Below are 23,347 nucleotides of genomic sequence, written 5' to 3'. Positions count from 1 at the left end.
TCGGGCCGAAATACGATGCGGCGGGCACGGTCGGCCCATCCCTCGACCGCCACAGAACTCAATGGAAGCGAGATTTCACCACCGTGACTGCTCTCACTCTCAGCACCGCCGGAGCGGCGACGCTGCGCGCCGACGCCCTCGTGGTCGGCGTCGCGAAGTCCGGCAAGGCGCTCGTCGTCGCCCCCGGCGCCGAGGCCGTCGACCAGGCCTTCGACGGCGGGCTCGCCGCCGTCCTGGAGACTCTGGGTGCCTCCGGTGCCGAAGGTGAGGCGACCAAGCTGCCCGCCCCCGCCGGTGTGAAGGCCCCCGTGATCCTGGCCGTCGGCCTGGGCTCCGTCCCGGAGGACGACGAGGCCTACGCGGCCGAGACGCTCCGCCGCGCCGCCGGCACCGCCGCCCGCCTCCTGACCGGCTCGAAGAAGGCCGCCTTCGCGCTGCCGGTCTCCGCCCCGGAGGACGCGGCCGCGATCGCCGAGGGCGCGCTGCTCGGCGCGTACGCCTACACCGCGTACCAGGAGGCCGACAAGGACGCCAAGAAGCCGCTGGCCGAGGTCGCCCTGCTCGGCGCCAAGCCCCGCGACAAGGCCTACAAGGCCGCCGCGGAGCGCGCGCAGATCGTCGCCGAGGAGATCAACCGCTCCCGCGACCTGATCAACCAGCCGCCGAACGACCTCCACCCGGTCGCCTTCGCCGCCGCCGCCCAGGCCGCCGGCAAGGAGTACGGCCTCAAGGTCCAGGTGCTCGACGAGAAGGCGCTCGCCAAGGGCGGCTACGGCGGCATCCTGGGCGTCGGCCAGGGTTCGCAGAACCCGCCGCGCCTGGTCCGGATCGCCTACACCCACCCGAAGGCGGAGCAGACCCTCGCCCTGGTCGGCAAGGGCATCACCTACGACTCGGGCGGCATCTCCCTCAAGCCGGCCGGTCACAACGAGACGATGAAGTGCGACATGAGCGGCGCCGCCGCCGTGTTCTCCGCCGTCGTCGCCGCGGCCCGCCTCGGCCTGGCCGTCAACGTCACCGGCTGGCTCGCGCTCGCCGAGAACATGCCGTCCGGCTCGGCCACCCGCCCCGGCGACGTGCTGCGCATGTACAGCGGCAAGACCGTCGAGGTCCTCAACACGGACGCCGAGGGCCGCCTGGTCCTGGCCGACGCGCTGACCAAGGCCTCGGAGGAGGACCCGGACGCGATCGTCGACGTGGCCACCCTGACCGGCGCCATGGTGCTGGCCCTGGGCGACCGCACCTTCGGCATCATGGCCAACGACGACGACTACCGGACCGCGATCCACGAGATCGCCGAGGAGGTCGGCGAGCAGTCCTGGCCGATGCCGCTCCCGGCGGACCTGCGCAAGTCCATGGACTCCCCCACCGCCGACATCGCCAACATGGGCGTCCGGATGGGCGGCGGCCTGGTCGCCGGTCTGTTCCTGCAGGAGTTCGTGGGCGAGGGCATCACCTGGGCCCACCTGGACATCGCGGGCCCGGCCTTCCACGAAGGCGCCCCGTACGGCTACACCCCGAAGGGCGGCACCGGCTCCTCGGTGCGCACCCTGGTGAAGCTGGCCGAGCGCCACGCGGACGGCGAGCTCTGAGCGAGCCCCCGATCCGACGGTGACGGCCCCGGGACCCCTGTCCCCGGGGCCGTCGCCCGTTCCCGGGCCCGGTCCCGCGCCGGTTCCGCGCCGTTCGCCCGCGACGAAATCCGCAGCTCGGCACCCCCGCGTTACCGGTCCGTACGGACCATCGGCCGGTCTCATCCACCGGCCCCGCGTCCCGTCGTCCGTCAACAAGTGCGAAGATGGGTTCTCGGCAGGACAGGGCCCCCACCACAGGGCCGAAGAAAAGCGGCCGGACACCAGCCGCCGCCCGGTCACCGCAGACCGGCGACGAGCGCACATGCATGGAGGACGTGACGTGGCGAACGACGCCAGCACCGTTTTCGACCTAGTGATCCTCGGCGGCGGTAGCGGCGGTTACGCCGCGGCGCTGCGCGGAGCGCAGCTGGGCCTGGACGTCGCACTGATCGAGAAGAACAAGCTCGGCGGCACCTGCCTGCACAACGGCTGCATCCCGACGAAGGCCCTGCTCCACGCCGGCGAGGTCGCCGACCAGGCGCGCGAGGCGGAGCAGTTCGGTGTCAAGGCCTCCTTCGAGGGCATCGACATCAAGGCCGTGCACAAGTACAAGGACGACGTGATCTCGGGCCTGTACAAGGGCCTGCAGGGTCTGGTCGCCTCCCGCAAGGTGACGTACATCGAGGGCACCGGCCACCTGTCCTCGCCGACCTCGGTGGACGTCGACGGCCGCCGCGTCGAGGGCCGTCACGTCCTCCTCGCCACCGGCTCCGTGCCGAAGTCGCTCCCCGGCCTGGAGATCGACGGCAACCGCATCATCTCCTCGGACCACGCGCTGACCCTGGACCGGGTCCCGGAGTCCGCGATCATCCTCGGCGGCGGCGTCATCGGCGTCGAGTTCGCCTCCGCGTGGAAGTCCTTCGGCACCGACGTCACCGTCATCGAGGGCCTGAAGCACCTGGTCCCGGTCGAGGACGAGAACAGCTCGAAGCTGCTGGAGCGCGCGTTCCGCAAGCGGGGCATCAAGTTCAACCTCGGCACCTTCTTCCAGTCGGCCGAGTACACCGAGACCGGTGTCAAGGTCACCCTGGCCGACGGCAAGACCTTCGAGGCCGAGGTGCTGCTCGTCGCCATCGGCCGCGGCCCGGTCTCGGCCGGTCTCGGCTACGAGGAGCAGGGCGTCGCGATGGACCGCGGCTACGTCCTCGTCGACGAGTACATGCGCACCAACGTGCCCACCGTCTCCGCGGTCGGCGACCTGGTCCCGACCCTCCAGCTCGCGCACGTCGGCTTCGCCGAGGGCATCCTGGTGGCGGAGCGGCTGGCCGGTCTGAAGACCGTCCCGATCGACTACGACGGTGTCCCGCGGGTGACGTACTGCCACCCCGAGGTCGCCTCCGTCGGCATCACCGAGGCCAAGGCCAAGGAGGTCTACGGCGCGGACAAGGTCGTCGCCCTCAAGTACAACCTCGCGGGCAACGGCAAGAGCAAGATCCTCAAGACCGCGGGCGAGATCAAGCTCGTCCAGGTCAAGGACGGTGCCGTGGTCGGCGTCCACATGGTCGGTGACCGCATGGGCGAGCAGGTCGGCGAGGCGCAGCTGATCTACAACTGGGAGGCGCTGCCGGCCGAGGTCGCGCAGCTCATCCACGCCCACCCGACGCAGAACGAGGCCCTCGGCGAGGCCCACCTGGCCCTGGCCGGCAAGCCTCTTCACTCCCACGACTGACGCTCACGTCACTCAGGGCGCGACGACCACTTTCCGCACATTCGATAGGAGCAACCGAAACCATGTCGGTTTCCGTAACCCTGCCGGCGCTCGGCGAGAGCGTCACCGAGGGCACCGTCACCCGCTGGCTCAAGGCCGAGGGCGAGCGCGTCGAGGCTGACGAGCCGCTGCTCGAGGTCTCGACCGACAAGGTCGACACCGAGATCCCCGCCCCCGCCTCGGGCATCCTGGCCTCCATCAAGGTCGCCGAGGACGAGACGGTCGAGGTCGGCGCCGAGCTGGCCATCATCGACGACGGCACCGGCGCCCCCGCCGCTGCCTCCGCGCCGGCCGCCGAGCCGGCCGCCGCCCCGGCCCCGGCCGCCCCGGCGCCGGTCGCCGAGGCCCCCGCCGCCCCGGCCCCCGTGGCCGAGGCCCCGGCCGCCGCCCCCGCCGGTGCCGCTCAGGGCACCGACGTCGTGCTGCCCGCGCTGGGCGAGTCCGTCACCGAGGGCACCGTCACCCGCTGGCTGAAGTCGGTCGGCGAGACCGTCGAGGCCGACGAGCCGCTGCTCGAGGTCTCCACGGACAAGGTCGACACCGAGATCCCGGCGCCCGCCTCCGGCGTGCTGCTCGAGATCGTCGTCGGCGAGGACGAGACCGCCGAGGTCGGCGCCAAGCTGGCCGTCATCGGTGCCGCCGGTGCCGCGCCCGCCGCCGCCCCGGCTCCGGCCGCCGCAGCCCCGGCCCCGGCCGCTCCGGCCCCGGCCGCCCCGGCCCCGGCCGCTCCGGCTCCGGCCGCTCCGGCTCCGGCGCCCGCCCCGGCCGCCCCGGTCGCCGCCCCGGCCCCGGTCGCGCCCGCCGCCCCGGTCGCCGCCCCGGCTCCGGTCGCCCCGGCCGCCCCCGCCGCCGCACAGCCGGCGGAGGACGGCGCGTACGTGACCCCGCTGGTCCGCAAGCTCGCCACCGAGAACGGTGTCGACCTGGCGGCCGTCAAGGGCACGGGCGTCGGCGGGCGCATCCGCAAGCAGGACGTCCTCGCGGCCGCCGAGGCCAAGAAGGCCGCTCCGGCTCCGGCCGCCGCCGCTCCGGCCGCCGCCCCGGCCGCCGCGTCCAAGGCTCCGGCCCTGGAGGTCTCGCCGCTGCGTGGCCAGACCGTCAAGATGACCCGCATGCGCAAGGTCATCGGCGACAACATGATGAAGGCGCTGCACGGCCAGGCCCAGCTGTCCTCGGTCGTCGAGGTCGACATCACCAAGCTGATGAAGCTCCGCGGCCGCGCGAAGGACGCCTTCGCCGCCCGTGAGGGCGTCAAGCTCTCCCCGATGCCGTTCTTCGTGAAGGCGGCGGCCCAGGCGCTGAAGGCCCACCCGGTCATCAACGCCCGGATCAACGAGGACGAGGGCACGATCACCTACTTCGACTCCGAGAACATCGGGATCGCGGTGGACTCCGAGAAGGGCCTGATGACCCCGGTCATCAAGGGTGCGGGCGACCTGAACATCGCCGGCATCTCCAAGGCCACCGCCGAGCTGGCCGGCAAGGTCCGCGGCAACAAGATCACGCCGGACGAGCTCGCCGGTGCGACCTTCACCATCAGCAACACCGGTTCGCGCGGTGCGCTGTTCGACACGATCATCGTGCCGCCGAACCAGGTCGCCATCCTGGGCATCGGTGCCACGGTCAAGCGTCCGGCCGTCATCGAGACCGCCGAGGGCACCGTCATCGGCGTCCGCGACATGACCTACCTGACGCTCTCCTACGACCACCGTCTGGTGGACGGCGCCGACGCCGCCCGCTACCTGACGGCCGTCAAGGCGATCCTGGAGGCCGGCGAGTTCGAGGTCGACCTCGGTCTGTAAGACACGCTGCCGGAAGGCAACGTAACAAGCCTCACCTGCGGTGTCCCCGTCCGGATGTGTTTCCGGGCGGGGACACCGCCGTATTGTCTAAGGGTCAATGACTCCCTAAGGAGCGGCTTCCATGACCATGCCCGTCGTCCATTCGCTGCGCGAGCAGATCCGCGAGCACATCGTGGAGGGCATCGTCAGCGGGCGCTGGAAGCCGGGCGAGCGGATCGTGGAGCGCCGGATCGCGACGGAGCTGGAGGTCTCGCAGACCCCGGTGCGCGAGGCGCTGCGGGAGCTGGAGTCGCTGCGGCTGATCGAGTCGGCGCCGAACAAGGGCGTCCGGGTGCGCAATCTGACCGCCGCCGACCTGGAGGAGAGCTACCCGGTACGGGCCGGTCTGGAGCAGATCGCGGCCGAGCTGGCGGCGGGCCGGCTGGCCTCCGACTGCTCGGCCCTGGAGCCGCACGTGGCGGCCCTGTACGAGGCGGACGCGGCCGCGGACGGCACGGCCCAGGTGCGGCACACGGTGGCGTTCCACCGCGAGCTGGTGAAGGCGGCCGGGAACAGCGTGCTGCTGCACACCTGGGAGGGCCTGGGCATCGAGGTGTTCACGGCCCTGTCGATCCGCTGGCTGGGCACGGTGCAGAAGTCGTACGCGGAGGAGCACCAGGAGCTCGTGGAGGCCTTCCGCCGGGGCGACCCGAACATCGGGGCGCTGGTGAAGGCGCACGTCCTCGGGTGCGCCCCGAGGGCGTGAATCGAGGCGGTGGACCGAGGGCGTGTTCCGGCCACTCGTCCTCCCCTCCGCCGCATGAGCGGGTCCGTCTCGAACGGGCCCGCTCATTCGTGCGTACGGGCCCTCAATCGCTTCCCCCACCTGCGGGAATCCTTCGAAAAGTAGGCACCGGGTGCCCTTTTTCGCGGCACCCTGTGCCGACTTTCGTTCTCCGGAGAAGTTTTTCGCTCAACGCTTTGATCGATCATCGATCGGCGGCTTACAGTCTTCGGCGGGCCGTACCCCGGCCCTTCGCCCTGTCCTGCCAGACAAGGCCTCTTTTTCTCCACCCCCACCTGTCCGGAAGGCGGCGATCATGACCGATCCCGTAGGCAAGATTCCGAGCGAGCTCGACCAGCTCCCGGACCGTGACACCGAGGAGACCGCCGAGTGGGCGGCCTCCCTGGACGCCGTCACCAAGGCCGCCGGCCCCCACCGGGCCGCCTACCTGATGCGCCGCACGCTCCAGCACGCCGAGGGCGCGGGCCTGGCCCTGCCCAAGCTGCTGGAGACGGACTACGTCAACACCATCCCCACCTCCGCCGAGCCCTCGGTCACCGAGTTCGGCGGCGACGAGGAGATGGAGCGGAAGATCACCGCCTGGAACCGCTGGAACGCGGCCGCGATGGTCACCCGCGGCTCCAAGCACGGCGTCGGCGGCCACATCGCCACCTTCGCCTCCGCGGCCTGGCTCTACGAGACCGGCTTCAACCACTTCTTCAAGGGCAAGGAGTCGGGCGCCGCCGAGGGCTCCGGCGACCAGCTCTACATCCAGGGCCACGCCTCCCCCGGCATCTACGCCCGTGCCTTCCTCGACGGGCGGCTGAACGAGGGCCACCTCGACAACTTCCGGCAGGAGTCCGGCGGCAACGGCCTGCCCTCCTACCCGCACCCGCGGCGCCTCCCCTGGCTGTGGGAGTTCCCCACCGTCTCCATGGGTCTCGGCCCGCTCTCCGCGATCTACCAGGCGCGCTTCAACCGCTACCTGACCAACCGCGCCATCAAGGACGTCTCCGCCTCGCACGTGTGGGCCTTCCTCGGCGACGGCGAGATGGACGAGCCGGAGTCGACCGCCGCCCTGGCGCTCGCCGCCCGCGAGGGCCTGGACAACCTGACCTTCGTCATCAACTGCAACCTGCAGCGCCTCGACGGCCCGGTCCGCGCCAACTTCAAGATCGTGCAGGAGCTGGAGGCCCAGTTCCGCGGCGCCGGCTGGAACGTGGTCAAGTCCCTGTGGGGCAACGCCTGGGACGAGCTCTTCGCGCTCGACACCACCGGCGCCCTGGTCCGCCGCCTGCGCCAGGTGCCGGACGCGCAGGTCCAGACGTACCAGACCCGCGACGCCGCCTACATCCGCCAGGACTTCTTCGGCTCCGACCCGGCGCTCGTCGAGATGGCGAAGCTGCTGAGCGACGACAAGATCCTCGAGTGCTTCCACCTCTCCCGCGGTGGTCACGAGCCGCGCAAGGTGTACGCCGCGTACAAGGCCGCCCTGGAGTTCAAGGGCGCGCCGACGGTGATCCTCGCGCAGACCGTCAAGGGCTTCACCCTGGGTGAGGGCTTCGCGTCGAAGAACGCGAACCACCAGATGAAGAAGCTCACCACCGACGAGTTCAAGAACATGCGCGACCTCCTGGAGCTGCCGATCTCGGACGCCCAGTTCGTCGACGGCCAGGTCCCGTACGGCCACCCGGGCGCCGACGCCCCGGAGGTCCGCTACCTCCAGGAGCGCCGCGCGGCCCTCGGCGGCCCCGCCCCGGCCCGCCGCGTGCACCCGCTGGCCCCGCTTCCGGCCCCGGCCGAGAAGACCTTCGCCGCCTTCGACAAGGGTTCCGGCTCGCAGTCCATCGCCACCACGATGGCCTTCGTCCGCCTGGTCAAGGACCTGGTCCGCGACAAGGAGACCGGCAAGCGCTGGGTCCCGATCGTCCCGGACGAGGCCCGCACCTTCGGCATGGAGTCGCTGTTCCCCTCGCTCGGCATCTACTCGCCGAAGGGTCAGACGTACGAGCCGGTCGACCGCGACCAGCTGATGTACTACAAGGAGGCCGTCAACGGCCAGATCCTGAACGAGGGCATCACCGAGGCCGGTTCGATGGCCGACTTCATCGCCGCCTCGACGTCGTACGCGACGCACGGCGAGGCGATGATCCCGTTCTACATCTTCTACTCGATGTTCGGCTGGCAGCGGACCGCCGACCAGATGTGGCAGCTCGGCGACCAGCTCGGCCGCGGCTTCCTCGTCGGCGCCACCGCCGGCCGCACCACCCTGACCGGTGAGGGCCTCCAGCACGCCGACGGCCACTCCCCGGTGATCGCGGCCACCAACCCGGCGGCGCTGACCTACGACCCGGCGTTCGCCTACGAGGTCGCGGCCATCGTCAAGGAGGGCCTGCGCCGCATGTACGGCGAGGCGGCCGAGGGCGAGGACCAGAACGTCTTCTACTACCTCACCGTCTACAACGAGCCGATGCCGCAGCCGGCCAAGCCGTCCGGCATCGACGAGGGCATCATCAAGGGCCTCTACCGCTTCAACACGGCCGAGTCGGCCGGCCTGGAGCTGCCGGCGAACGCCTCGCGCATCCAGCTGCTCTCCTCCGGCACGGCCATCCACTGGGCCCTGGAGGCGCAGAAGCTGCTCGCCGAGGAGTGGGGCGTGGCCGCCGACGTGTGGTCCGCCACCTCCTGGACCGAGCTGCGCCGCGACGCGCTGGAGGCCGACGCGGCCCTGCTGCGCGGCGAGGAGCGCGTGCCGTACGTCCGCCAGGCCCTGGAGGGCGTGGACTCCCCGGTCCTCGCCGTCTCGGACTACATGCGCCAGGTCCCGGACCAGATCGCGCAGTGGGTCGAGCAGGACTGGTCCTCGCTGGGTGCCGACGGCTTCGGCCTGTCGGACACCCGCGACGCCGCCCGCCGCCACTTCGGTGTCGACGCCCAGTCGATCGTGGTCGCCGCGCTCGCCCAGCTGGCCCGCAAGGGCCAGGTCCAGGCGACCTCGGTGAAGGAGGCGCGCGAGCGCTACGGCCTGTAAGGGCAGCTTGATCCACCCGGGGCGGGCGGCACGCATGATGGAGTCATGCGTGCCGCCCGCCTCATCAAGTTGGTGCTCCTCCTCCAGTCCCGGCCGTCCATGACGGCCGCCGAACTCGCCGCCGAGCTGGAGGTCTCGGAGCGCACCATCACCCGCGACGCCCTCGCCCTCTCCGAGGCGGGGGTGCCGGTCTACGCGGACCGCGGCCGGGCCGGCGGCTACCGGCTGGTCGGCGGCTACCGGACCCGGCTGACCGGGCTCGCCCGCGGGGAGGCCGAGGCGCTGTTCCTGTCCGGGCTGCCGGGGGCGCTGCGGGACCTGGGGCTCGCGGACGCGGCCTCCGCGGCCCGGCTGAAGGTGTCGGCGGCGCTGACGCCCTCGCTGCGGGACGCGCCGGAGGCGGTGGGCCGCCGCTTCCACCTGGACGCGCCCGCCTGGTACCAGGAGCCGGAGACGCCGGAGCTGCTCGCCCCGCTCGCGGACGCCGTCTGGGACGACCGTCCGGTGCGGGCCCGCTACCGGCGGGGCGACGGCGAGGTGGAGCGCGCCCTCGAACCGTACGGTCTCGTCCTGAAGGCGGGCGTCTGGTACGTGTGCGCGCGCCTCCGGGACGGGGCCCGCCCGTACCGCACCTACCGGGTGGACCGCTTCGTGGAGGTGGTGGTGGTGGTGGCCGGGGAGCGCTTCGAGCGGGATCCGGACTTCGATCTGGCGGCGTTCTGGGACGAGCGGTCCGCCGAGTTCGCGCGCTCGCTGCTGCGGGCCGAGGTGGTGCTGCGGCTGACCCCGGCCGGGGCGCGGCGGCTGCCGTACGTGACGGACCGGGCCGCCGCCGAGGAGGCGCTGGCGGCGGGGGCCGGGGAGGCGGACGGCCGGGTCACCGTGACGCTGCCCGTGGAGAGCGAGGACGTCGCCTTCGCGCAGCTGCTCGGGCTCGGCCCGGAGGCGGAGGTGCTGGCCCCCGCCTCCCTGCGCGAGCGGTTCGCGGCGGCCGCCCGCGCGCTGGCCGGGATCTACCGGTAGTCCTCGATCCGGGCGTCCGGGTCCGTCTCCTTGGCCACGATGAACCCCCAGGAGTCGGGCCGGGAGCCGTCGGCGTCGGTGAAGCCGTACTCCCGGGCGAGCCGTCCGCTGTCGAGCGACCGCCCGTTCCAGCGCGCCCGGTCCGGGTCGGCGGCGAGGGCGGCGACCGCCCGGCCGACGTAGACCGGTGACTCGGAGACGCCGAAGTCGGGGACCTTCGCGGTCGCGTCGCGCCAGTTCTCCTCGGTGACGCCGAAGTGGGCGAGCATCTGCTCGGACCTGAGCCAGCCGGGGCTGACGCAGACGGCCGTGCCGCCGTACTCCTTCAGCTCCTCGCCGAGGCCGAAGGCCATCCGGATCGGGGCGTTCTTGGCGAGGTCGTAGAAGAGGTTCTCGCGGTAGCGGGTGCCGTTGTAGGCGCTGGTGCCGTCGGTGACCTCGACGACCAGCCCGCCGGGGTTGCGGATCAGCAGCGGCAGCGCGATGTGGGAGGTGATGGCGTGCGTCTTCACGCCGAGTTCGAGCATCCGCAGCCCGCCGTCGAGGTCGCTCTCCCAGGTCTTGCTGCCGAAGACGAGCAGGTGCTCGCCGCCCCAGACGTCGTTGACGAGGACGTCGAGGCGGCCCCGCTCGCGGTCGATGCGCTCGACCAGGGCGCGCACCTGTGCGGGGTCCAGGTGGTCGGTGGGGACGGCGACGCCCTCGCCGCCGGCGGCGGTGACGAGTTCGGCGGTCTCCTCGATGGTCTCGGTGCTGCGGCCGACCTCGCTGACCCTGTCGCGGGTGGTGCGCCCGGTGACGTAGACGGTGGCTCCGGCGGCGCCGAGCTGGACGGCGATGGCCCGCCCGGCGCCCCGGGTGGCGCCCGCGACGAGGGTGATCCGGCCGGACAGGGGCTTCGTTTCGGTGGTCATGGGCCGAGCCTGACAGGAAAATCAGACATCTTCCGTCCGGATTGTTTTCGGCCGTTTCCGGGTGCGTCGCCCGGCGGCACCCACGATGCTTGTCCCGTGATGGACGAGACGGAGTTCTGGGAGATCATCGACTCCACCCGGGAGGGCGCCGACGGCGACCCGGAGGAGCATGCCGACCTGCTCGTCGAACGGCTGACGCAGCTGGACCCCGATGCCGTCCTCGACTTCGCCCGCCATTTCGAGGCCCGCTACAACCGCGCGTACACCTGGGAGCTGTGGGGCGCGGCGGCGGTGCTGTTCGACGGGGCGGGCGACGACGCCTTCGACTACTTCCGCTGCTGGCTGATCGGGCAGGGCCGGGAGGTCTTCGAGGGCGGGGTGCACGATCCGGACGCCCTGGCGGAGCTGCTGGGCGCCTTCGACGAGGAGCTCGACGGGGACGGCGAGGAGCTGGGCTTCGCGGCGGACGAGGCGTACGAGCGGCTGACCGGCGCGGAGGCGCCGGACCTGGGGATCCCGCCGCAGGCGGCGGAGCCGGAGGGCACGCCCTTCGACCTGGCGGACGACGGGGTGCTCGCGGCCCGCTTCCCGCGGCTGTGGGCCCGGTTCGGTCCCGGCTGACGGGGGAAGGGGTGCCGGGACCGAACCGGACCGGTCCTTCAGCCCCCGAGCCGGAGCACGGGGTGCTCCCGGCCGAGGATCAGAAGTGGGTTCCGCCGTCGATGCGGACCTCGGTGCCGGTGATGAAGCGGCCGTCCTCGGAGGCGAGCATCGCGACGACGCCGGCGACGGTCTCGGGGCCGGCGAAGCCCTGGCCGAGGGCGGGGGCCAGCTTCGCGAACAGCGACCAGTCGGTGTCCTCGGGCAGGCCGGGGCCCGCGGACTGCTTGCTGGCGCCGCTGCCGTCGGTCATGCCGGAGGAGATGGAGCCGGGCTGGACGGCGGTGAAGCGGATGCCCTGCTTGGCGTACTCGGCGGCGAGCGCGTGGGTCATGGACTGGATGCCTCCCTTGCTGGCCGCGTAGGCCGCCATGTAGGGGTGGGCGAACGTCGCGGAGGTGGAGGAGAAGTTGACGACGGCGGCGCCCTCGCCCTCCAGGAGCGCGGGGATGGCCTCGCGGATCACCAGGAAGGTGCCGGTGAGGTTGATCCGGACCACCTGCTCGAAGGCGTCGAGGCTGGTCTCGTGGGTGTGCGAGGAGCGCAGGATGCCGGCGGCGTTGACCAGCACGTCCAGGCCGCCGAGGGTCGCGACGGCGGCGGCGACGCCCTCGCGTACCGAGGTCTCGTCGGCGATGTTCACGACGAGGGTGGTGAGGCGGGCGGCGTCGGCGCCGGCCTTGGCGACGGTGTCCTTGAGGCCGTCCTCGCTGATGTCGGCGGCGACGACGGTGCCGCCCTCCGCGAGCATGCGCAGGACGGTGGCCTGGCCGATGCCGGAGCCGCCGCCGGTGACCAGGGCGCGGCGTCCTTCGTAGCGGGTGAGCTGGTTCATGACGGCAACCTCTCGATGTCGAGCTATCCGGGGGATGCTCGCCACCGTACGCCTAAGTGGCACGTTTTGCCATAGCTGCACAAAGTGCACGCATGGCAGTCGCGGGCGTACGCTGGGTGGCGTGAGCGACAAGAAGCCGGCCGACGGCACCGCACCCCCCAGGAGCCCCTCCCTGACGGAGCGCCGCAAGGCGGCCACGCAGCTGGACATCGCCCGCGCGGCCGCCGAGCTGTTCACCGAGCGGGGCCCGGACGACACCACCGCCGAGGACATCGCCCAGCGGGCCGGGGTCGCGCTGCGCACCTTCTACCGCTACTTCCGCTCCAAGCAGGACGCCGTCGCCCCGCTCCTCGCGGGCGGCGCCGACCGCTGGCGGGCCGAGCTCGCCGCCACCGCCCCCGGCACGGCGCTGCCCGCCGCCCTGGAGCGGTCCATCGCCGGTTCGCTCGCCGCGGAGGGCGAGGAGGCGGAGGAGGGCCTGCGCTGGACCCGCGGGCTGCTGCGCGCGGCCGAGCACGACCCGGCGCTGCGGGCCGTCTGGTACCGCGTCAACCAGGAGTCCGAGGACCGGCTGCGCGGTGTCCTCGCCGGGCTCGCGGGCCCGTCCGCCGACCCCCTGGAGCTGCGCCTGGCCGCCGCCGCGGCGACGGACGCGATCCGGATCGCCCTGGAGACCTGGGCCGAGACGGACGCACCGTCCCGCGGCGAGGGCTCACCGGCCGCCCTCGCGGTGCGGTGCCTGCGGGAGCTGATGGGCGGGATGCGGGTGCTGGGGGTGGCGGGCGGGGGGTGAGCCCGGGCCCCGGGCCCGGCCCGGCTCAGCTCAGCTCAGCTCAGGGAGCGCCCCATGCAGACGTCGTCCACGTACTCCCCCGCCAGCAGGAACTCCCCCGGCAGGACGCCCTCGACGGCGAAGCCCTCCGCCTCGTAGAGGGCGCGGGCCGGGGTGTTGTGGCCGAGGACGCGCAGGGTGATGCGGGTGGCGCCCTGCCGGCGGGCCCGGTCCATCGCCGCGCGGACCAGCGCGCGGGCCACGCCCTTGCCGCGGGCGGCCTCGCCGACGACGAGGCCCTGGATCTGGCGCACATGGGCGTTGCTGGGGATCGGGACGGCCCGGACCAGGCGGACGAAGCCCACGACGCCCGCGTCCGGCAGCTCGGCGACCAGGTAGTCCTCGGGCAGGTGCCGCTCGTCGTAGAACGGCTCGCCGCCCTCCGGGGCGGGCAGGACCGCGTGCAGCGGCGACCAGGCGGTGCGGTCGAGCTCGGCGAGGACGGGCTCGTCGGCCCTCAGGGCCGCGCGTATCCGAATCTCCGGAACGATCATGCGAGCCACTGTGCCACGGACCGCGCCGGAAGGGCAGGATGAACGCATGCAGCGCTCCCCTCACACCTCCCCCCGCAAGCGCGTCGCCGTCACCGGCGCGACCGGACTGATCGGCTCCGCCCTCGTGCGCTCCCTGCGCGCCGACGGCCACGAGGTCCTGCGCCTGGTGCGCCGTCCCGCCGCCGCGCCCGACGAGGTCGAGTGGGACCCGGCCCGGCTGTACGTGGACGCCGCCGCGCTCGTCGGGGTCGACGCGGTCGTGCACCTGGCGGGGGCGGGCGTCGGCGAGCGGCGCTGGAGCGAGGCGTACAAGAAGGAGATCCGCGACAGCCGGGTGCTCGGCACGCGGGCGGTCGCCGAGGCGCTCGCCTCGCTGGCCGAGCCGCCCGAGGTGCTGGTCTGCGGCACCGCGCTCGGCTACTACGGCGACACCGGCTCCCGCGCGGTGGACGAGAGCGCACCCGCGGGCGAGGGCTTCCTGCCGTCGGTGTGCGTGGAGTGGGAGGCCGCCGCGGCTCCCGCCGAGGCCGCCGGCATCCGGGTGGCGTACGCCCGCACCGGCCTGGTCGTGGCGCGCGAGGGCGGGGCGTGGGGACGGCTGTTCCCGCTGTTCCGGGCCGGGCTCGGCGGACGGATGGGGGACGGCGGCCAGTACTGGAGCTTCATCTCGCTGCACGACGAGGTCGCCGCGCTGCGGCACCTGGTGGACACCCCCGCGGTGTCGGGCCCGGTCAACCTGACCGCGCCCGAGCCGGTCACCAACCGGGAGGTGACCGCGGCGATGGGCCGCGTGCTGCACCGCCCCGCCTTCTTCCACGTGCCGGCCGCCGCGCTGCGGGTGGTGCTCGGGGAGTTCGCGCAGGACGTGCTGGGGAGTCAGCGGGTGCTGCCGGGGCGCCTGTTGGAGACGGGCTTCGACTTCGCCTTCCCGACGATCGACGAGTCGGTGCGCGCGGCGGCCCGCTGACGTCCCGTCGGTGCCCTGCCGGGGCCCGGCCGGCGAGCCGCCACCGGGGGCCGCGCGCCGGGCGCCCCGCCGGCCCCGCCACCTCGCGCCTTTCCCCGCCGTTCCCCCGCCGCTCCCCTCCCGTGCGCTCCCCCGTGCTGCGTGCACCCCGTCGCGCGCGGCTTCGCCGGGTGGGAGCGCTGCCTAGTCTTCTGCGAACTCGGGCATTCCGGGGGTCTGTTGGGGGCATAGGCATCCCACCAACCGCGCCGACCTGGGGAGGGGCACGTGCTCAACAACTCGGACGTCGTCGTCGTAGGAGCCGGGATCGCGGGTCTCGCGGCGGCCCGGCTGCTGACCGAGGCCGGCCTCTCGGTCACGGTCCTGGAGGCGGCACCACGGATCGGCGGCCGGATGGCGACGGACACCGTCGACGGCTTCCGGCTCGACCGGCTCGGGCCGCTGTTCACCGCGCCACGGCTGGAGGGCGTCCCGCTGCGCGCCTTCGCCCCCGGGGTCGTCGTGCACAGCGACGGCCGGTACGGGCGGTGGGGGGCGCCGCACGCCCCGTGGAGCTCGCGGGGCGCGGGGCCCTCGGTCGTGGGGGGAGCACGTGCCAGGGCACGCGCCCTCGCGAGCGCCCCGCGGAATCCGGCCACCTCGCTCGACCAGGCGCGGCTCGGCGCCTCGCTGGTGCGGCTGGCCACCACGCCCACCCAGCGGCTGCTCGGCCGCGCGGAGCGGAGCGCCCGCGAGGCCCTGACGGCCCGGCTGCCCGCCCGTACGGTCCAGGGGGTGCTGCGTCCGCTGGTCGCCGCGCTGCTCGGCGACCCGGACCTCACCACCTCCAGCCGCCGCGCGGACCTCGCGCTGCGCTCCTTCGCGCGGGGCCGGCCGAGCGTGCCGGCGGGCGGTTCGGACGCGCTGCCGGAGCGGCTCGCGGCGGGGCTGCCGCCGGGGACGGTCCGTACCGGCGTCGAGGTCACCGAGGTGTCGATCGCACGGGTCACGACGGCGGAGCACGGGGTGTTCGCCTGCCGTTCGGTGATCCTGGCGACGGGCGGGCGGACGGCGGCGGAGCTGCTGCCGGGGCTGTGCGTGCCGGAGTACCACGCGGCGACCGTGCTGCACCACACGGCGCCGGTCGCGCCCACCGCGGACCCGGTGCTGATGCTGGAGTCCGACCCGGGCGGCCCGGTGGCCCACACCGCCGTGATGAGCGCGGTCGACCCGTCCCGCGCGCCGGCCGGGCGGACGCTGATCACCTCGACGGTGCTGGGGACCGCGCCGGACGACACCGAGCGGCGGGTCCGCAAGCACCTGGCGACGCTGTACGGCGCGTCGACGGACGAGTGGGAGCTGCTGGCGCTGCACCACACCCCGTACGCCTTCCCGGCGATGCGGCCGCCCTTCGACCCGGAGCGCCCGGTCCGGGTCCTGTCCGGGCTGTACGTGTGCGGCGACCACCGCGGCACCGGCACCCCGGTCGGCGCCCTCGCCTCGGCCCGCCGGGCGGCGACGACGCTGCTGGCGGACCTGGGGCTGCGGCCGGCGGGGGCGGCCTCGGAGGCGGAGGCGGCTTAGCCAAGCCCTTCGGATCGGAACGGACCGGCATCGGGCGGACGCCGCGGTCCGGTCCGGTCCGGACGACAGGGCCTCAACCCAGGGCCGCCACCCGGTCCCGGTAGGTCCGGACGGCCGGAGCGTCGCGGTAGGGCTCCAGGCGGCGTTCGAAGTCGCGGACGTATTCGACCGCGCGGGCCGAGCGCATCTCGGAGGCCTGCTGGGCGGCCTCGGCGCCGAGGGCGCAGGCCTGGTCGAGTTCGCCGAGGGCGAGCCGGGCGGAGGCCAGGACGACGCGGCAGAACAGGCGGCTGCGGGCGTAGCCGGGGGCGCGGAGCTGGAGGGCGCGCTCGGCGTGCTGGGCGGCGGCCCGGTACTGCTGGAGGTCGCGGTGGCAGTGCCCGAACTCGTCCGCCAGCTGGGCCTCGTCGAAGGGCCTGGCCCAGTAGGGCACCTCGTCGCCGGGCCGGGCGGCCTCCAGGGCGCGCTCCGCGCGGGCGAGGGAGGCGCCGCAGGCCCGGGAGTCGCCGAGGACGCCGTGGCCGCGGGCCTCGACGGAGTGCAGCAGCGCCTGGACGACGGGCGGGGCGGCGGAGCCGACGCCCTGCTGGGCGACCCGGGCGAGCTGGACGGCCTCGCGGCCGTGGCCGAGGTAGACGGCCTGGTGGCTCATGGTGATCAGGACGTACGAGCCGTACGCGCGGTCCCCGGCCGCCTGGGCGAGCCGCAGCGCCTGGACGAAGTACCGCTGGGCGAGGCCGTGCGCGGCGATGTCGTACGAGGTCCAGCCGGCCAGCCGGGTGAGGTCCGCGGCCGCCCCGAAGAGCCGGCGGCCGGTGTTCTCCCCGTAGGTGCCGCGCAGCATCGGCTCGGCCTCGTGCTCCAGGTAGCGGACGAGGGCCTGGCGGGCGTGGCCGCCGCCGTAGGCGTGGTCGAGGGTGCGGAAGAGCTCGCCCACGGAGCGCAGGGCGGCGATGTCGCCGCTGGAGACCCGCTGTCCCGGGCCGCGGTCGGTGCCGCGCTGGCGGGGCACCGAGAAACGTCCCTGGGCCGGCACGCGCGGGTCCCCCGGGGCGCCCGCCGGGGCGCCGGGCTCGCCGCGGGCCACCCGCTCGTCGGCGCGTCCGATCAGCCAGTCCCGGCTGGGGACGACGAGTCCGGCCGGGGTGAAGGCGATCTTCCGCAGCTCGGCGTGGCTGCCGGAGTCCTTGCGCCAGAGGCCGCTGACGATGTCGACGGCCTCCTCCGGCGTCGCCGCGAACTCCAGCCCCGCGTAGACCGGGGCGCAGGCGTCGAGCCCCAGGTCCTGGGCGGAGAGCCGGCGCCCCAGGCGCCGGGTGAAGACCTCGGCGATCAGCGCGGGGGTGGTGCCGCGCGGCTGCTGCCCGCGCAGCCAGCGGGTGACCGAGGTCTTGTCGTACCGCAGGTCGAGCCCGTGTTCCAGGCCGAGCTGGTCCACCCGTCTGGCGAGGCCCGCGTTGGAGAAGCCGGCCTCGGCGATGAGCGCGGCGAGCTGGCGGTTCGGGATGCGCTGCGGGGGTCGTTCCGTCATCAGCTGTGCGGTCTCCTGCCTTCCGGGCCGGGTGGCAGCCCGCCCGTGCGGACCCTCATGGCCCTCATGGAACGGCGTGAATTTAGCGGCAGACTCCGCCCTAACCGCCACCTTCGCCCCACATTCATCCGATCGTGTGAGGAACGCGGAGACTTCTTTACGCCAGTGCCGGAAGCGCAGGCCTCCGGAGCAGCGCGCACGTGCCCCCGCGCACCTGCCGGACGGCTGTTCGGCGTTCCGCCGTACAGTGGCATGGGCGCGTATGACGCATGGTGCCGAGCCGGCTCCCGCCCCGGGACGATCCCCGGAACCCGGCCTTCGGCATCCAGGAGGAGGCATGGCCGTGAGTGAGCTGCGATTCGTCCGTCTGGGCTTCGGCGAGGACGCCGTGGAGTACCGGGCGGCGTGGGACAAGCAGCGCGAGGTGCACGCCGCCCGGTTCGCGGACGAGGTCGACGACACCTGTCTGCTGCTGGAGCACCCGCCGGTGTACACCGCGGGCCGGCGCACCGCGGAGAGCGAGCGCCCCCTGGACGGGACGCCCGTCGTGGACGTGGACCGCGGCGGCAAGATCACCTGGCACGGCCCCGGCCAGCTGGTCGGCTACCCGATCATGAAGCTGCCCCGCCCGGTCGACGTGGTCGCCCACGTCCGCCGGCTGGAGGAGGCGCTGATCCGCACGGCCGCCGACTTCGGCCTGGAGACCACCCGCATCGAGGGCCGCAGCGGGGTCTGGGTGCTCGGCGACCCGGTCGAGCAGCGCCCCTCGCTCGGCGGGCTCTCGCTGGACTTCGACCCGCGGCTGACCGACGAGGAGTTCGACCCCCGGCTGAACGGCCCGGAGTACGCCCCGTCCAACGCGGGCCAGCGGCGCGAGGACCGGAAGCTCGCCGCGATCGGCATCCGGGTCGCCAAGGGCGTCACCATGCACGGCTTCGCGCTCAACGTGAACCCGGACAACACCTGGTTCGACCGGATCATCCCGTGCGGCATCCGCGACGCGGGCGTGGCCTCGCTCGCCAACGAGCTGGGCCGGGACATCACCATCGAGGAGGTGCTCCCGGTCGTCGAGGGGCACCTGCGCGAGGTGCTGGAGAACGCGGAGCTCAGGCCCCGGGACATCGAGCGGACCGCGGAGCCGGAGACCGCTCGGGCCTCCGCCTGAGGAATGCGTGGCGCCGGCCAGAGGTTGGCCGGACGTAGTAAGGCATGGGAAGCAACGGCGTACCCTGGTGTGCGCCGAAGAATCGAAGCTACAGGAGCCGATGTGTCCGCAGTCGCACCCGACGGACGCAAGATGCTGCGCCTGGAGGTCCGGAACGCCCAGACCCCCATCGAGCGCAAGCCCGAGTGGATCAAGACCCGCGCGAAGATGGGGCCGGAGTACAACAAGCTCCAGGGCCTCGTGAAGAGCGAGGGCCTGCACACGGTCTGCCAGGAGGCGGGCTGTCCCAACATCTTCGAGTGCTGGGAGGACCGCGAGGCGACCTTCCTCATCGGCGGCGACCAGTGCACCCGGCGCTGCGACTTCTGCCAGATCGACACCGGCAAGCCGGAGGCCCTCGACCGTGACGAGCCCCGCCGCGTCGGCGAGTCCGTCGTCACGATGGACCTGAACTACGCCACCATCACCGGCGTCGCCCGCGACGACCTGGAGGACGGCGGCGCCTGGCTGTACGCGGAGACCGTCCGCCAGATCCACGAGCAGACCGCGGGGCGCGCCGACGGCCGCACCAAGGTCGAACTGCTCGCCCCCGACTTCAACGCGGTGCCGGAGCTCCTGGAGGAGGTCTTCGCCTCCCGCCCCGAGGTCTTCGCGCACAACGTCGAGACCGTGCCGCGGATCTTCAAGCGGATCCGCCCCGGCTTCCGCTACGAGCGTTCGCTGGAGGTCATCACCAAGGCGCGTGACTACGGTCTGGTCACGAAGTCGAACCTGATCCTCGGCATGGGCGAGACCCGCGAGGAGGTCAGCGAGGCCCTCCAGCACCTGCACGACGCGGGCTGCGAGCTGATCACCATCACGCAGTACCTGCGCCCCTCCGTCCGGCACCACCCCGTGGAGCGCTGGGTGAAGCCGCAGGAGTTCGTGGAGCTGAAGGAGGAGGCCGACGAGATCGGCTTCTCCGGTGTGATGTCGGGCCCGCTGGTCCGCTCCTCCTACCGGGCCGGCCGTCTGTACCAGCAGGCGATCGAGAAGCGCGCGGGCGCGGTGGACGCGGCCCAGGCCGTCTGACCCGACCTGACCCCGCCTGACCCCGCCTGACCAGGTGTTGTCCGCGAAGCGGCCGTTCCTCCGGACGGCCGCTTCGGCGCATCAGGGTTTCATCAGTGTTTGACCGCCGGGTCACGCCCTGGTAACACCGATGCGTGAGGATTTACTCACTCACCGCCACCGAGCGTTCACGGAGGCCCTCACCCATGCAGGCCGCGCAGATCCGCGCCACGGCGCTCCCGTCCGTCACCGACGCCCTCCGGGCCGTCGAGTCCCTGCTGCTCTCCCGCGGGCAGCGCAGGGCCCGCAGCAACGCCTGGACCTCCGTCCTGGAGGACCGCCGCCGCGCCAAGGACCGGGTGGAGGCCCAGCACGTCCTGGAGGCGGTGTCGGGCCGGGCTTCCCGGGCCACGTAAACTTCAGGACATGGCGAGGAGTGCAAACACGGGCGGCGCTGACGCCGCGAACCCCGGGCGACTGAAGCAGATCGCCCTCACGTACAAGATGACCCGGAAGGCCGATCCCAAGGTCGGTCTCGTCGTCGCGGGCGTGGGCATCGTCGTACTCGGTGTCCTCCTCGCGATCGGCTTCCTGATCGGTCACCCGGTCTACCTGGGCATCCTCGGCTTCGTGCTGGCGTTCCTGGCGATGGCCATCGTCTTCGGCCGGCGCGCCGAGAAGGCGGCCTTCGGTCAGATGGAGGGCCAGCCGGGCGCGGCCGCGGCGGTGCTGCAGAACATCGGGCGCGGCTGGACGGTCACCCCGGCGGTGGCGATGAACCGCAACCAGGACGTCGTGCACCGGGCCGTCGGCCGTCAGGGCGTCGTGCTGGTCGGCGAGGGCAACCCGAACCGGCTGAAGACGCTGCTCGCGGCCGAGAAGAAGAAGATCGCCCGCATCGTCGTGGACGTCCCGGTGACCGACATCATCGTCGGCAACGACGAGGACCAGGGCCAGGTGCCGCTCAAGAAGATCCGCACCAAGATGCTGAAGCTGCCCCGGCTGCTGGCCGGCCCCCAGGTGACGGCCACCAACGACCGGCTGCGGGCGATGGGCGACCTGATGAGCAACATGCCGCTGCCGAAGGGTCCGATGCCCAAGGGCATGCGGATGCCGCGCGGCGGAAAGATGCGCTGAGCGTACGGCGACGTACGACACGCGCGGCACGTACGACGGGAAGCGCCCCGGACCGATCGATTCGGTCCGGGGCGCTTCCCTGTGCGCGTGCTGCGGGTGCCGGTGTCAGATCCGGACCTGGACGGCGCCGGAGAAGCGGTCGTGCAGGCCGCGGCCGTCGCGGTCCCAGATGAGGGCCGGGAGGGCCAGGCAGACGAGGAGGCTGCGCAGGGCCACCCGGAGGAGGCCGAGGCGGCCGCCGTGCACCGAGGCCACCCGGAGGCCGAAGAGGCGCTTGCCGGGGGTGGAGCCCACGGTGCCGACCGTGAGCACGCTCAGGACCAGCAGGATGAGCAGCGCCCAGTTGCCGGTGGCCTGGCTGTAGCCGTGGGTGATCAGGCCGTATGCGATCAGCATGCAGAGGGCCCAGTCGACGGCGAGGGCGCCGAGCCGGCGGCCGGGGCGGGCGATCGAGCCGGGCCCCTCCTCGGGCAGACCGAGCTGCTGCCCCCGGTAACCGAAGTCCACGCCCGCTTCTTCGGCCGCGGCGCGCGGTCCGGAGAGCCATGATCCGAGTGCTTGCCTGTTGTCCACCCGACCACGGTACTGTGCCCGTTTTTGATCACTTCGGCCTGGGTCCGCACAGTGCGGCGGACGGGTGACGGCCCACCCGGGCCGGTTAACTTCGACGAAACAAATGGGTCATGCTTGAGAAATCCGGTCTGCCTATGGTCGGGTCCTGCGTGTGCCACCGCACTGGCCGCACCATCGAGCTGCAAGCCCGCCCCTCCCCGGGCCGGGAGTAGGAGGAGTTGGATGTCCGAGAAGCACGGGTTCCAGAACGCCGACGAGGTCCAGAAGTTCATCAAGGACAACGACGTCAAGATGGTCGACGTCCGCTTCTGCGACCTTCCGGGCGTGATGCAGCACTTCACGATCCCGGCGACGGCCTTCGACCCGGCGGAGGAGCTCGCGTTCGACGGTTCGTCGATCCGCGGCTTCCAGGCCATCCACGAGTCGGACATGGCGCTGCGCGCCGACCTGTCGACGGCCCGGGTGGACCCCTTCCGCCGCGACAAGACGCTGAACATCAACTTCTTCATCCACGACCCGATCACGGGCGAGCAGTACAGCCGTGACCCGCGCAACATCGCGAAGAAGGCGGAGGCGTACCTGGCCTCCACCGGCATCGCCGACACCGCGTACTTCGGCCCCGAGGCCGAGTTCTACGTGTTCGACTCGGTCCGCTTCGAGACCTCGGCGAACCAGGGCTTCTACCACATCGACTCCGAGGCCGGCGCCTGGAACACCGGTGCGGAGGAGAACAACCGCGGTTACAAGGTCCGCTACAAGGGCGGCTACTTCCCGGCCCCGCCGGTCGACCACTTCGCCGACCTGCGTTCCGAGATCTCCCTGGAGCTGGAGAACGTCGGCCTCCAGGTCGAGCGCCAGCACCACGAGGTCGGCACCGCCGGCCAGGCCGAGATCAACTACAAGTTCAACACGCTGCTCGCCGCGGCCGACGACCTGATGCTCTTCAAGTACATCGTGAAGAACGTCGCCTGGCGCAACGGCAAGACCGCGACCTTCATGCCGAAGCCGATCTTCGGCGACAACGGCTCGGGCATGCACGTCCACCAGTCGCTGTGGACCGGCGGCCAGCCGCTCTTCTACGACGAGGCCGGCTACGCGGGCCTGTCGGACACCGCGCGCTACTACATCGGCGGCATCCTCAAGCACGCCCCGTCGCTGCTCGCCTTCACCAACCCGACGGTGAACTCGTACCACCGTCTGGTCCCGGGCTTCGAGGCCCCGGTCAACATGGTGTACTCGCAGCGCAACCGCTCCGCCGCCATGCGCATCCCGATCACGGGCTCGAACCCGAAGGCCAAGCGCGTCGAGTTCCGCGCGCCGGACCCGTCGTCGAACCCGTACCTCGCCTTCTCGGCCCTGCTCCTGGCCGGCCTCGACGGCATCAAGAACAAGATCGAGCCGGCGGAGCCGATCGACAAGGACCTGTACGAGCTGGCTCCCGAGGAGCACGCGAACGTGCAGCAGGTCCCGACCAACCTGGAGGCCGTCCTCAACGCCCTCGAGGACGACAACGAGTACCTCCAGGCCGGCGGTGTCTTCACCTCCGACCTGATCGAGACCTGGATCGACTACAAGCGCACCCACGAGATCGCCCCGATCCAGCTGCGCCCGCACCCGCACGAGTTCGAGCTCTACTTCGACCTCTAAGCCGGTGGAGGTCTTCTG

20 protein-coding genes are annotated in these 23,347 nt (G+C 72.6%); 15 read left to right on the top strand and 5 right to left on the bottom strand.

All coding sequences use genetic code 11. From position 1 onward, the window contains the following. Positions 1 to 83: 83 nt before the first annotated feature. The 6 genes from ABD981_RS28950 to ABD981_RS28925 all read left to right on the top strand — a co-directional run bounded on the left by ABD981_RS28950 (position 84) and on the right by ABD981_RS28925 (position 9,961). Entirely contained in the window at positions 84 to 1,592 is a 1,509-nt protein-coding gene (locus tag ABD981_RS28950; protein WP_046908918.1) for a leucyl aminopeptidase, read from the top strand. Between the two features lie 322 nt (positions 1,593 to 1,914). Beyond that, a complete protein-coding gene (lpdA, locus tag ABD981_RS28945; protein WP_046908917.1) occupies positions 1,915 to 3,303 on the top strand; it encodes a dihydrolipoyl dehydrogenase in 1,389 nt (462 codons plus the stop codon). 62 nt (positions 3,304 to 3,365) lie between these two features. After that, positions 3,366 to 5,144, top strand: coding sequence for a 2-oxoglutarate dehydrogenase, E2 component, dihydrolipoamide succinyltransferase (gene sucB / locus ABD981_RS28940; protein WP_345530408.1), 1,779 nt, complete (start codon positions 3,366 to 3,368; stop codon positions 5,142 to 5,144). Positions 5,145 to 5,265: 121 nt separating this feature from the next. After that, positions 5,266 to 5,889: a GntR family transcriptional regulator gene (locus ABD981_RS28935; RefSeq protein WP_046909934.1), complete on the top strand. Its 624-nt coding sequence runs from the start codon at positions 5,266 to 5,268 to the stop codon at positions 5,887 to 5,889. A 334-nt stretch (positions 5,890 to 6,223) separates the two neighbouring features. Beyond that, the gene (aceE, locus tag ABD981_RS28930) at positions 6,224 to 8,938 is read left to right on the top strand and encodes a pyruvate dehydrogenase (acetyl-transferring), homodimeric type (RefSeq protein WP_046909933.1); all 2,715 of its coding nucleotides are present in this window, start codon (positions 6,224 to 6,226) and stop codon (positions 8,936 to 8,938) included. Positions 8,939 to 8,983: 45 nt separating this feature from the next. Next, complete coding sequence (locus tag ABD981_RS28925; protein ID WP_046909932.1) at positions 8,984 to 9,961, top strand: helix-turn-helix transcriptional regulator; 978 nt, start codon at positions 8,984 to 8,986, stop codon at positions 9,959 to 9,961. Here ABD981_RS28925 and ABD981_RS28920 read toward each other — a convergent pair. Then, complete coding sequence (locus ABD981_RS28920; protein ID WP_046909931.1) at positions 9,952 to 10,875, bottom strand: SDR family oxidoreductase; 924 nt, start codon at positions 10,873 to 10,875, stop codon at positions 9,952 to 9,954. The two genes, ABD981_RS28925 and ABD981_RS28920, sit on opposite strands and share 10 nt — an antisense overlap. Positions 10,876 to 10,974: 99 nt before the next feature. Between ABD981_RS28920 and ABD981_RS28915 the strand changes: the two genes are divergently transcribed. Beyond that, complete coding sequence (locus tag ABD981_RS28915; RefSeq protein WP_046909930.1) at positions 10,975 to 11,496, top strand: DUF4240 domain-containing protein; 522 nt, start codon at positions 10,975 to 10,977, stop codon at positions 11,494 to 11,496. A 79-nt stretch (positions 11,497 to 11,575) separates the two neighbouring features. On the opposite strand, the gene ABD981_RS28910 is transcribed toward ABD981_RS28915, so the two are convergent. Beyond that, positions 11,576 to 12,370 (bottom strand): SDR family NAD(P)-dependent oxidoreductase, encoded by a 795-nt coding sequence (locus ABD981_RS28910; protein ID WP_046909929.1) that lies wholly within the window; start codon positions 12,368 to 12,370, stop codon positions 11,576 to 11,578. A gap of 121 nt (positions 12,371 to 12,491) precedes the next feature. On the opposite strand from ABD981_RS28910, the gene ABD981_RS28905 reads away from it, so the two are divergent. Then, positions 12,492 to 13,163, top strand: coding sequence for a TetR/AcrR family transcriptional regulator (locus ABD981_RS28905; protein ID WP_046909928.1), 672 nt, complete (start codon positions 12,492 to 12,494; stop codon positions 13,161 to 13,163). Between the two features lie 35 nt (positions 13,164 to 13,198). Here ABD981_RS28905 and ABD981_RS28900 read toward each other — a convergent pair whose 3' ends face one another. Beyond that, positions 13,199 to 13,696, bottom strand: a complete 498-nt coding sequence (locus tag ABD981_RS28900) for a GNAT family N-acetyltransferase (protein ID WP_046909927.1) — start codon at positions 13,694 to 13,696, stop codon at positions 13,199 to 13,201. Between the two features lie 46 nt (positions 13,697 to 13,742). Between ABD981_RS28900 and ABD981_RS28895 the strand changes: the two genes are divergently transcribed. Both ABD981_RS28895 and ABD981_RS28890 read left to right on the top strand, forming a co-directional pair. After that, a complete protein-coding gene (locus ABD981_RS28895; RefSeq protein WP_046909926.1) occupies positions 13,743 to 14,663 on the top strand; it encodes a TIGR01777 family oxidoreductase in 921 nt (306 codons plus the stop codon). A gap of 267 nt (positions 14,664 to 14,930) precedes the next feature. Further along, positions 14,931 to 16,226 carry an NAD(P)/FAD-dependent oxidoreductase gene (locus ABD981_RS28890; protein WP_046909925.1) on the top strand — a complete coding sequence of 432 codons (1,296 nt, stop codon included), beginning with the start codon at positions 14,931 to 14,933 and terminating at the stop codon, positions 16,224 to 16,226. 73 nt (positions 16,227 to 16,299) lie between these two features. Here ABD981_RS28890 and ABD981_RS28885 read toward each other — a convergent pair whose 3' ends face one another. Continuing rightward, positions 16,300 to 17,757 carry an NsdA family TPR-like regulatory protein gene (locus tag ABD981_RS28885; protein ID WP_046909924.1) on the bottom strand — a complete coding sequence of 486 codons (1,458 nt, stop codon included), beginning with the start codon at positions 17,755 to 17,757 and terminating at the stop codon, positions 16,300 to 16,302. Positions 17,758 to 18,100: 343 nt separating this feature from the next. On the opposite strand from ABD981_RS28885, the gene lipB reads away from it, so the two are divergent. The 4 genes from lipB (at position 18,101) to ABD981_RS28865 (ending at position 21,109) form a co-directional block, all read left to right on the top strand. Then, entirely contained in the window at positions 18,101 to 18,922 is an 822-nt protein-coding gene (gene lipB / locus ABD981_RS28880) for a lipoyl(octanoyl) transferase LipB (RefSeq protein WP_046909944.1), read from the top strand. Positions 18,923 to 19,024: 102 nt separating this feature from the next. After that, positions 19,025 to 19,993, top strand: coding sequence for a lipoyl synthase (gene lipA / locus ABD981_RS28875; RefSeq protein ID WP_046909923.1), 969 nt, complete (start codon positions 19,025 to 19,027; stop codon positions 19,991 to 19,993). A gap of 185 nt (positions 19,994 to 20,178) precedes the next feature. Beyond that, the gene (locus tag ABD981_RS28870) at positions 20,179 to 20,388 is read left to right on the top strand and encodes an SCO2195 family GlnR-regulated protein (RefSeq protein ID WP_046909922.1); all 210 of its coding nucleotides are present in this window, start codon (positions 20,179 to 20,181) and stop codon (positions 20,386 to 20,388) included. 10 nt (positions 20,389 to 20,398) lie between these two features. Continuing rightward, positions 20,399 to 21,109, top strand: a complete 711-nt coding sequence (locus tag ABD981_RS28865; protein WP_046909921.1) for a DUF4191 domain-containing protein — start codon at positions 20,399 to 20,401, stop codon at positions 21,107 to 21,109. A gap of 105 nt (positions 21,110 to 21,214) precedes the next feature. Here the strand turns inward: ABD981_RS28865 and ABD981_RS28860 are convergent, their stop codons facing one another. Beyond that, complete coding sequence (locus ABD981_RS28860) at positions 21,215 to 21,682, bottom strand: RDD family protein (RefSeq protein ID WP_046909920.1); 468 nt, start codon at positions 21,680 to 21,682, stop codon at positions 21,215 to 21,217. A 222-nt stretch (positions 21,683 to 21,904) separates the two neighbouring features. Between ABD981_RS28860 and glnA the strand changes: the two genes are divergently transcribed. Then, complete coding sequence (gene glnA, locus ABD981_RS28855; protein WP_046909919.1) at positions 21,905 to 23,329, top strand: type I glutamate--ammonia ligase; 1,425 nt, start codon at positions 21,905 to 21,907, stop codon at positions 23,327 to 23,329. The last annotated feature ends 18 nt before the right edge of the window (positions 23,330 to 23,347 follow it).

Source organism: Streptomyces showdoensis (genome assembly GCF_039535475.1).
Lineage (GTDB): Bacteria > Actinomycetota > Actinomycetes > Streptomycetales > Streptomycetaceae > Streptomyces > Streptomyces showdoensis.
This window is presented reverse-complemented; position numbering and strand designations above follow the sequence as displayed.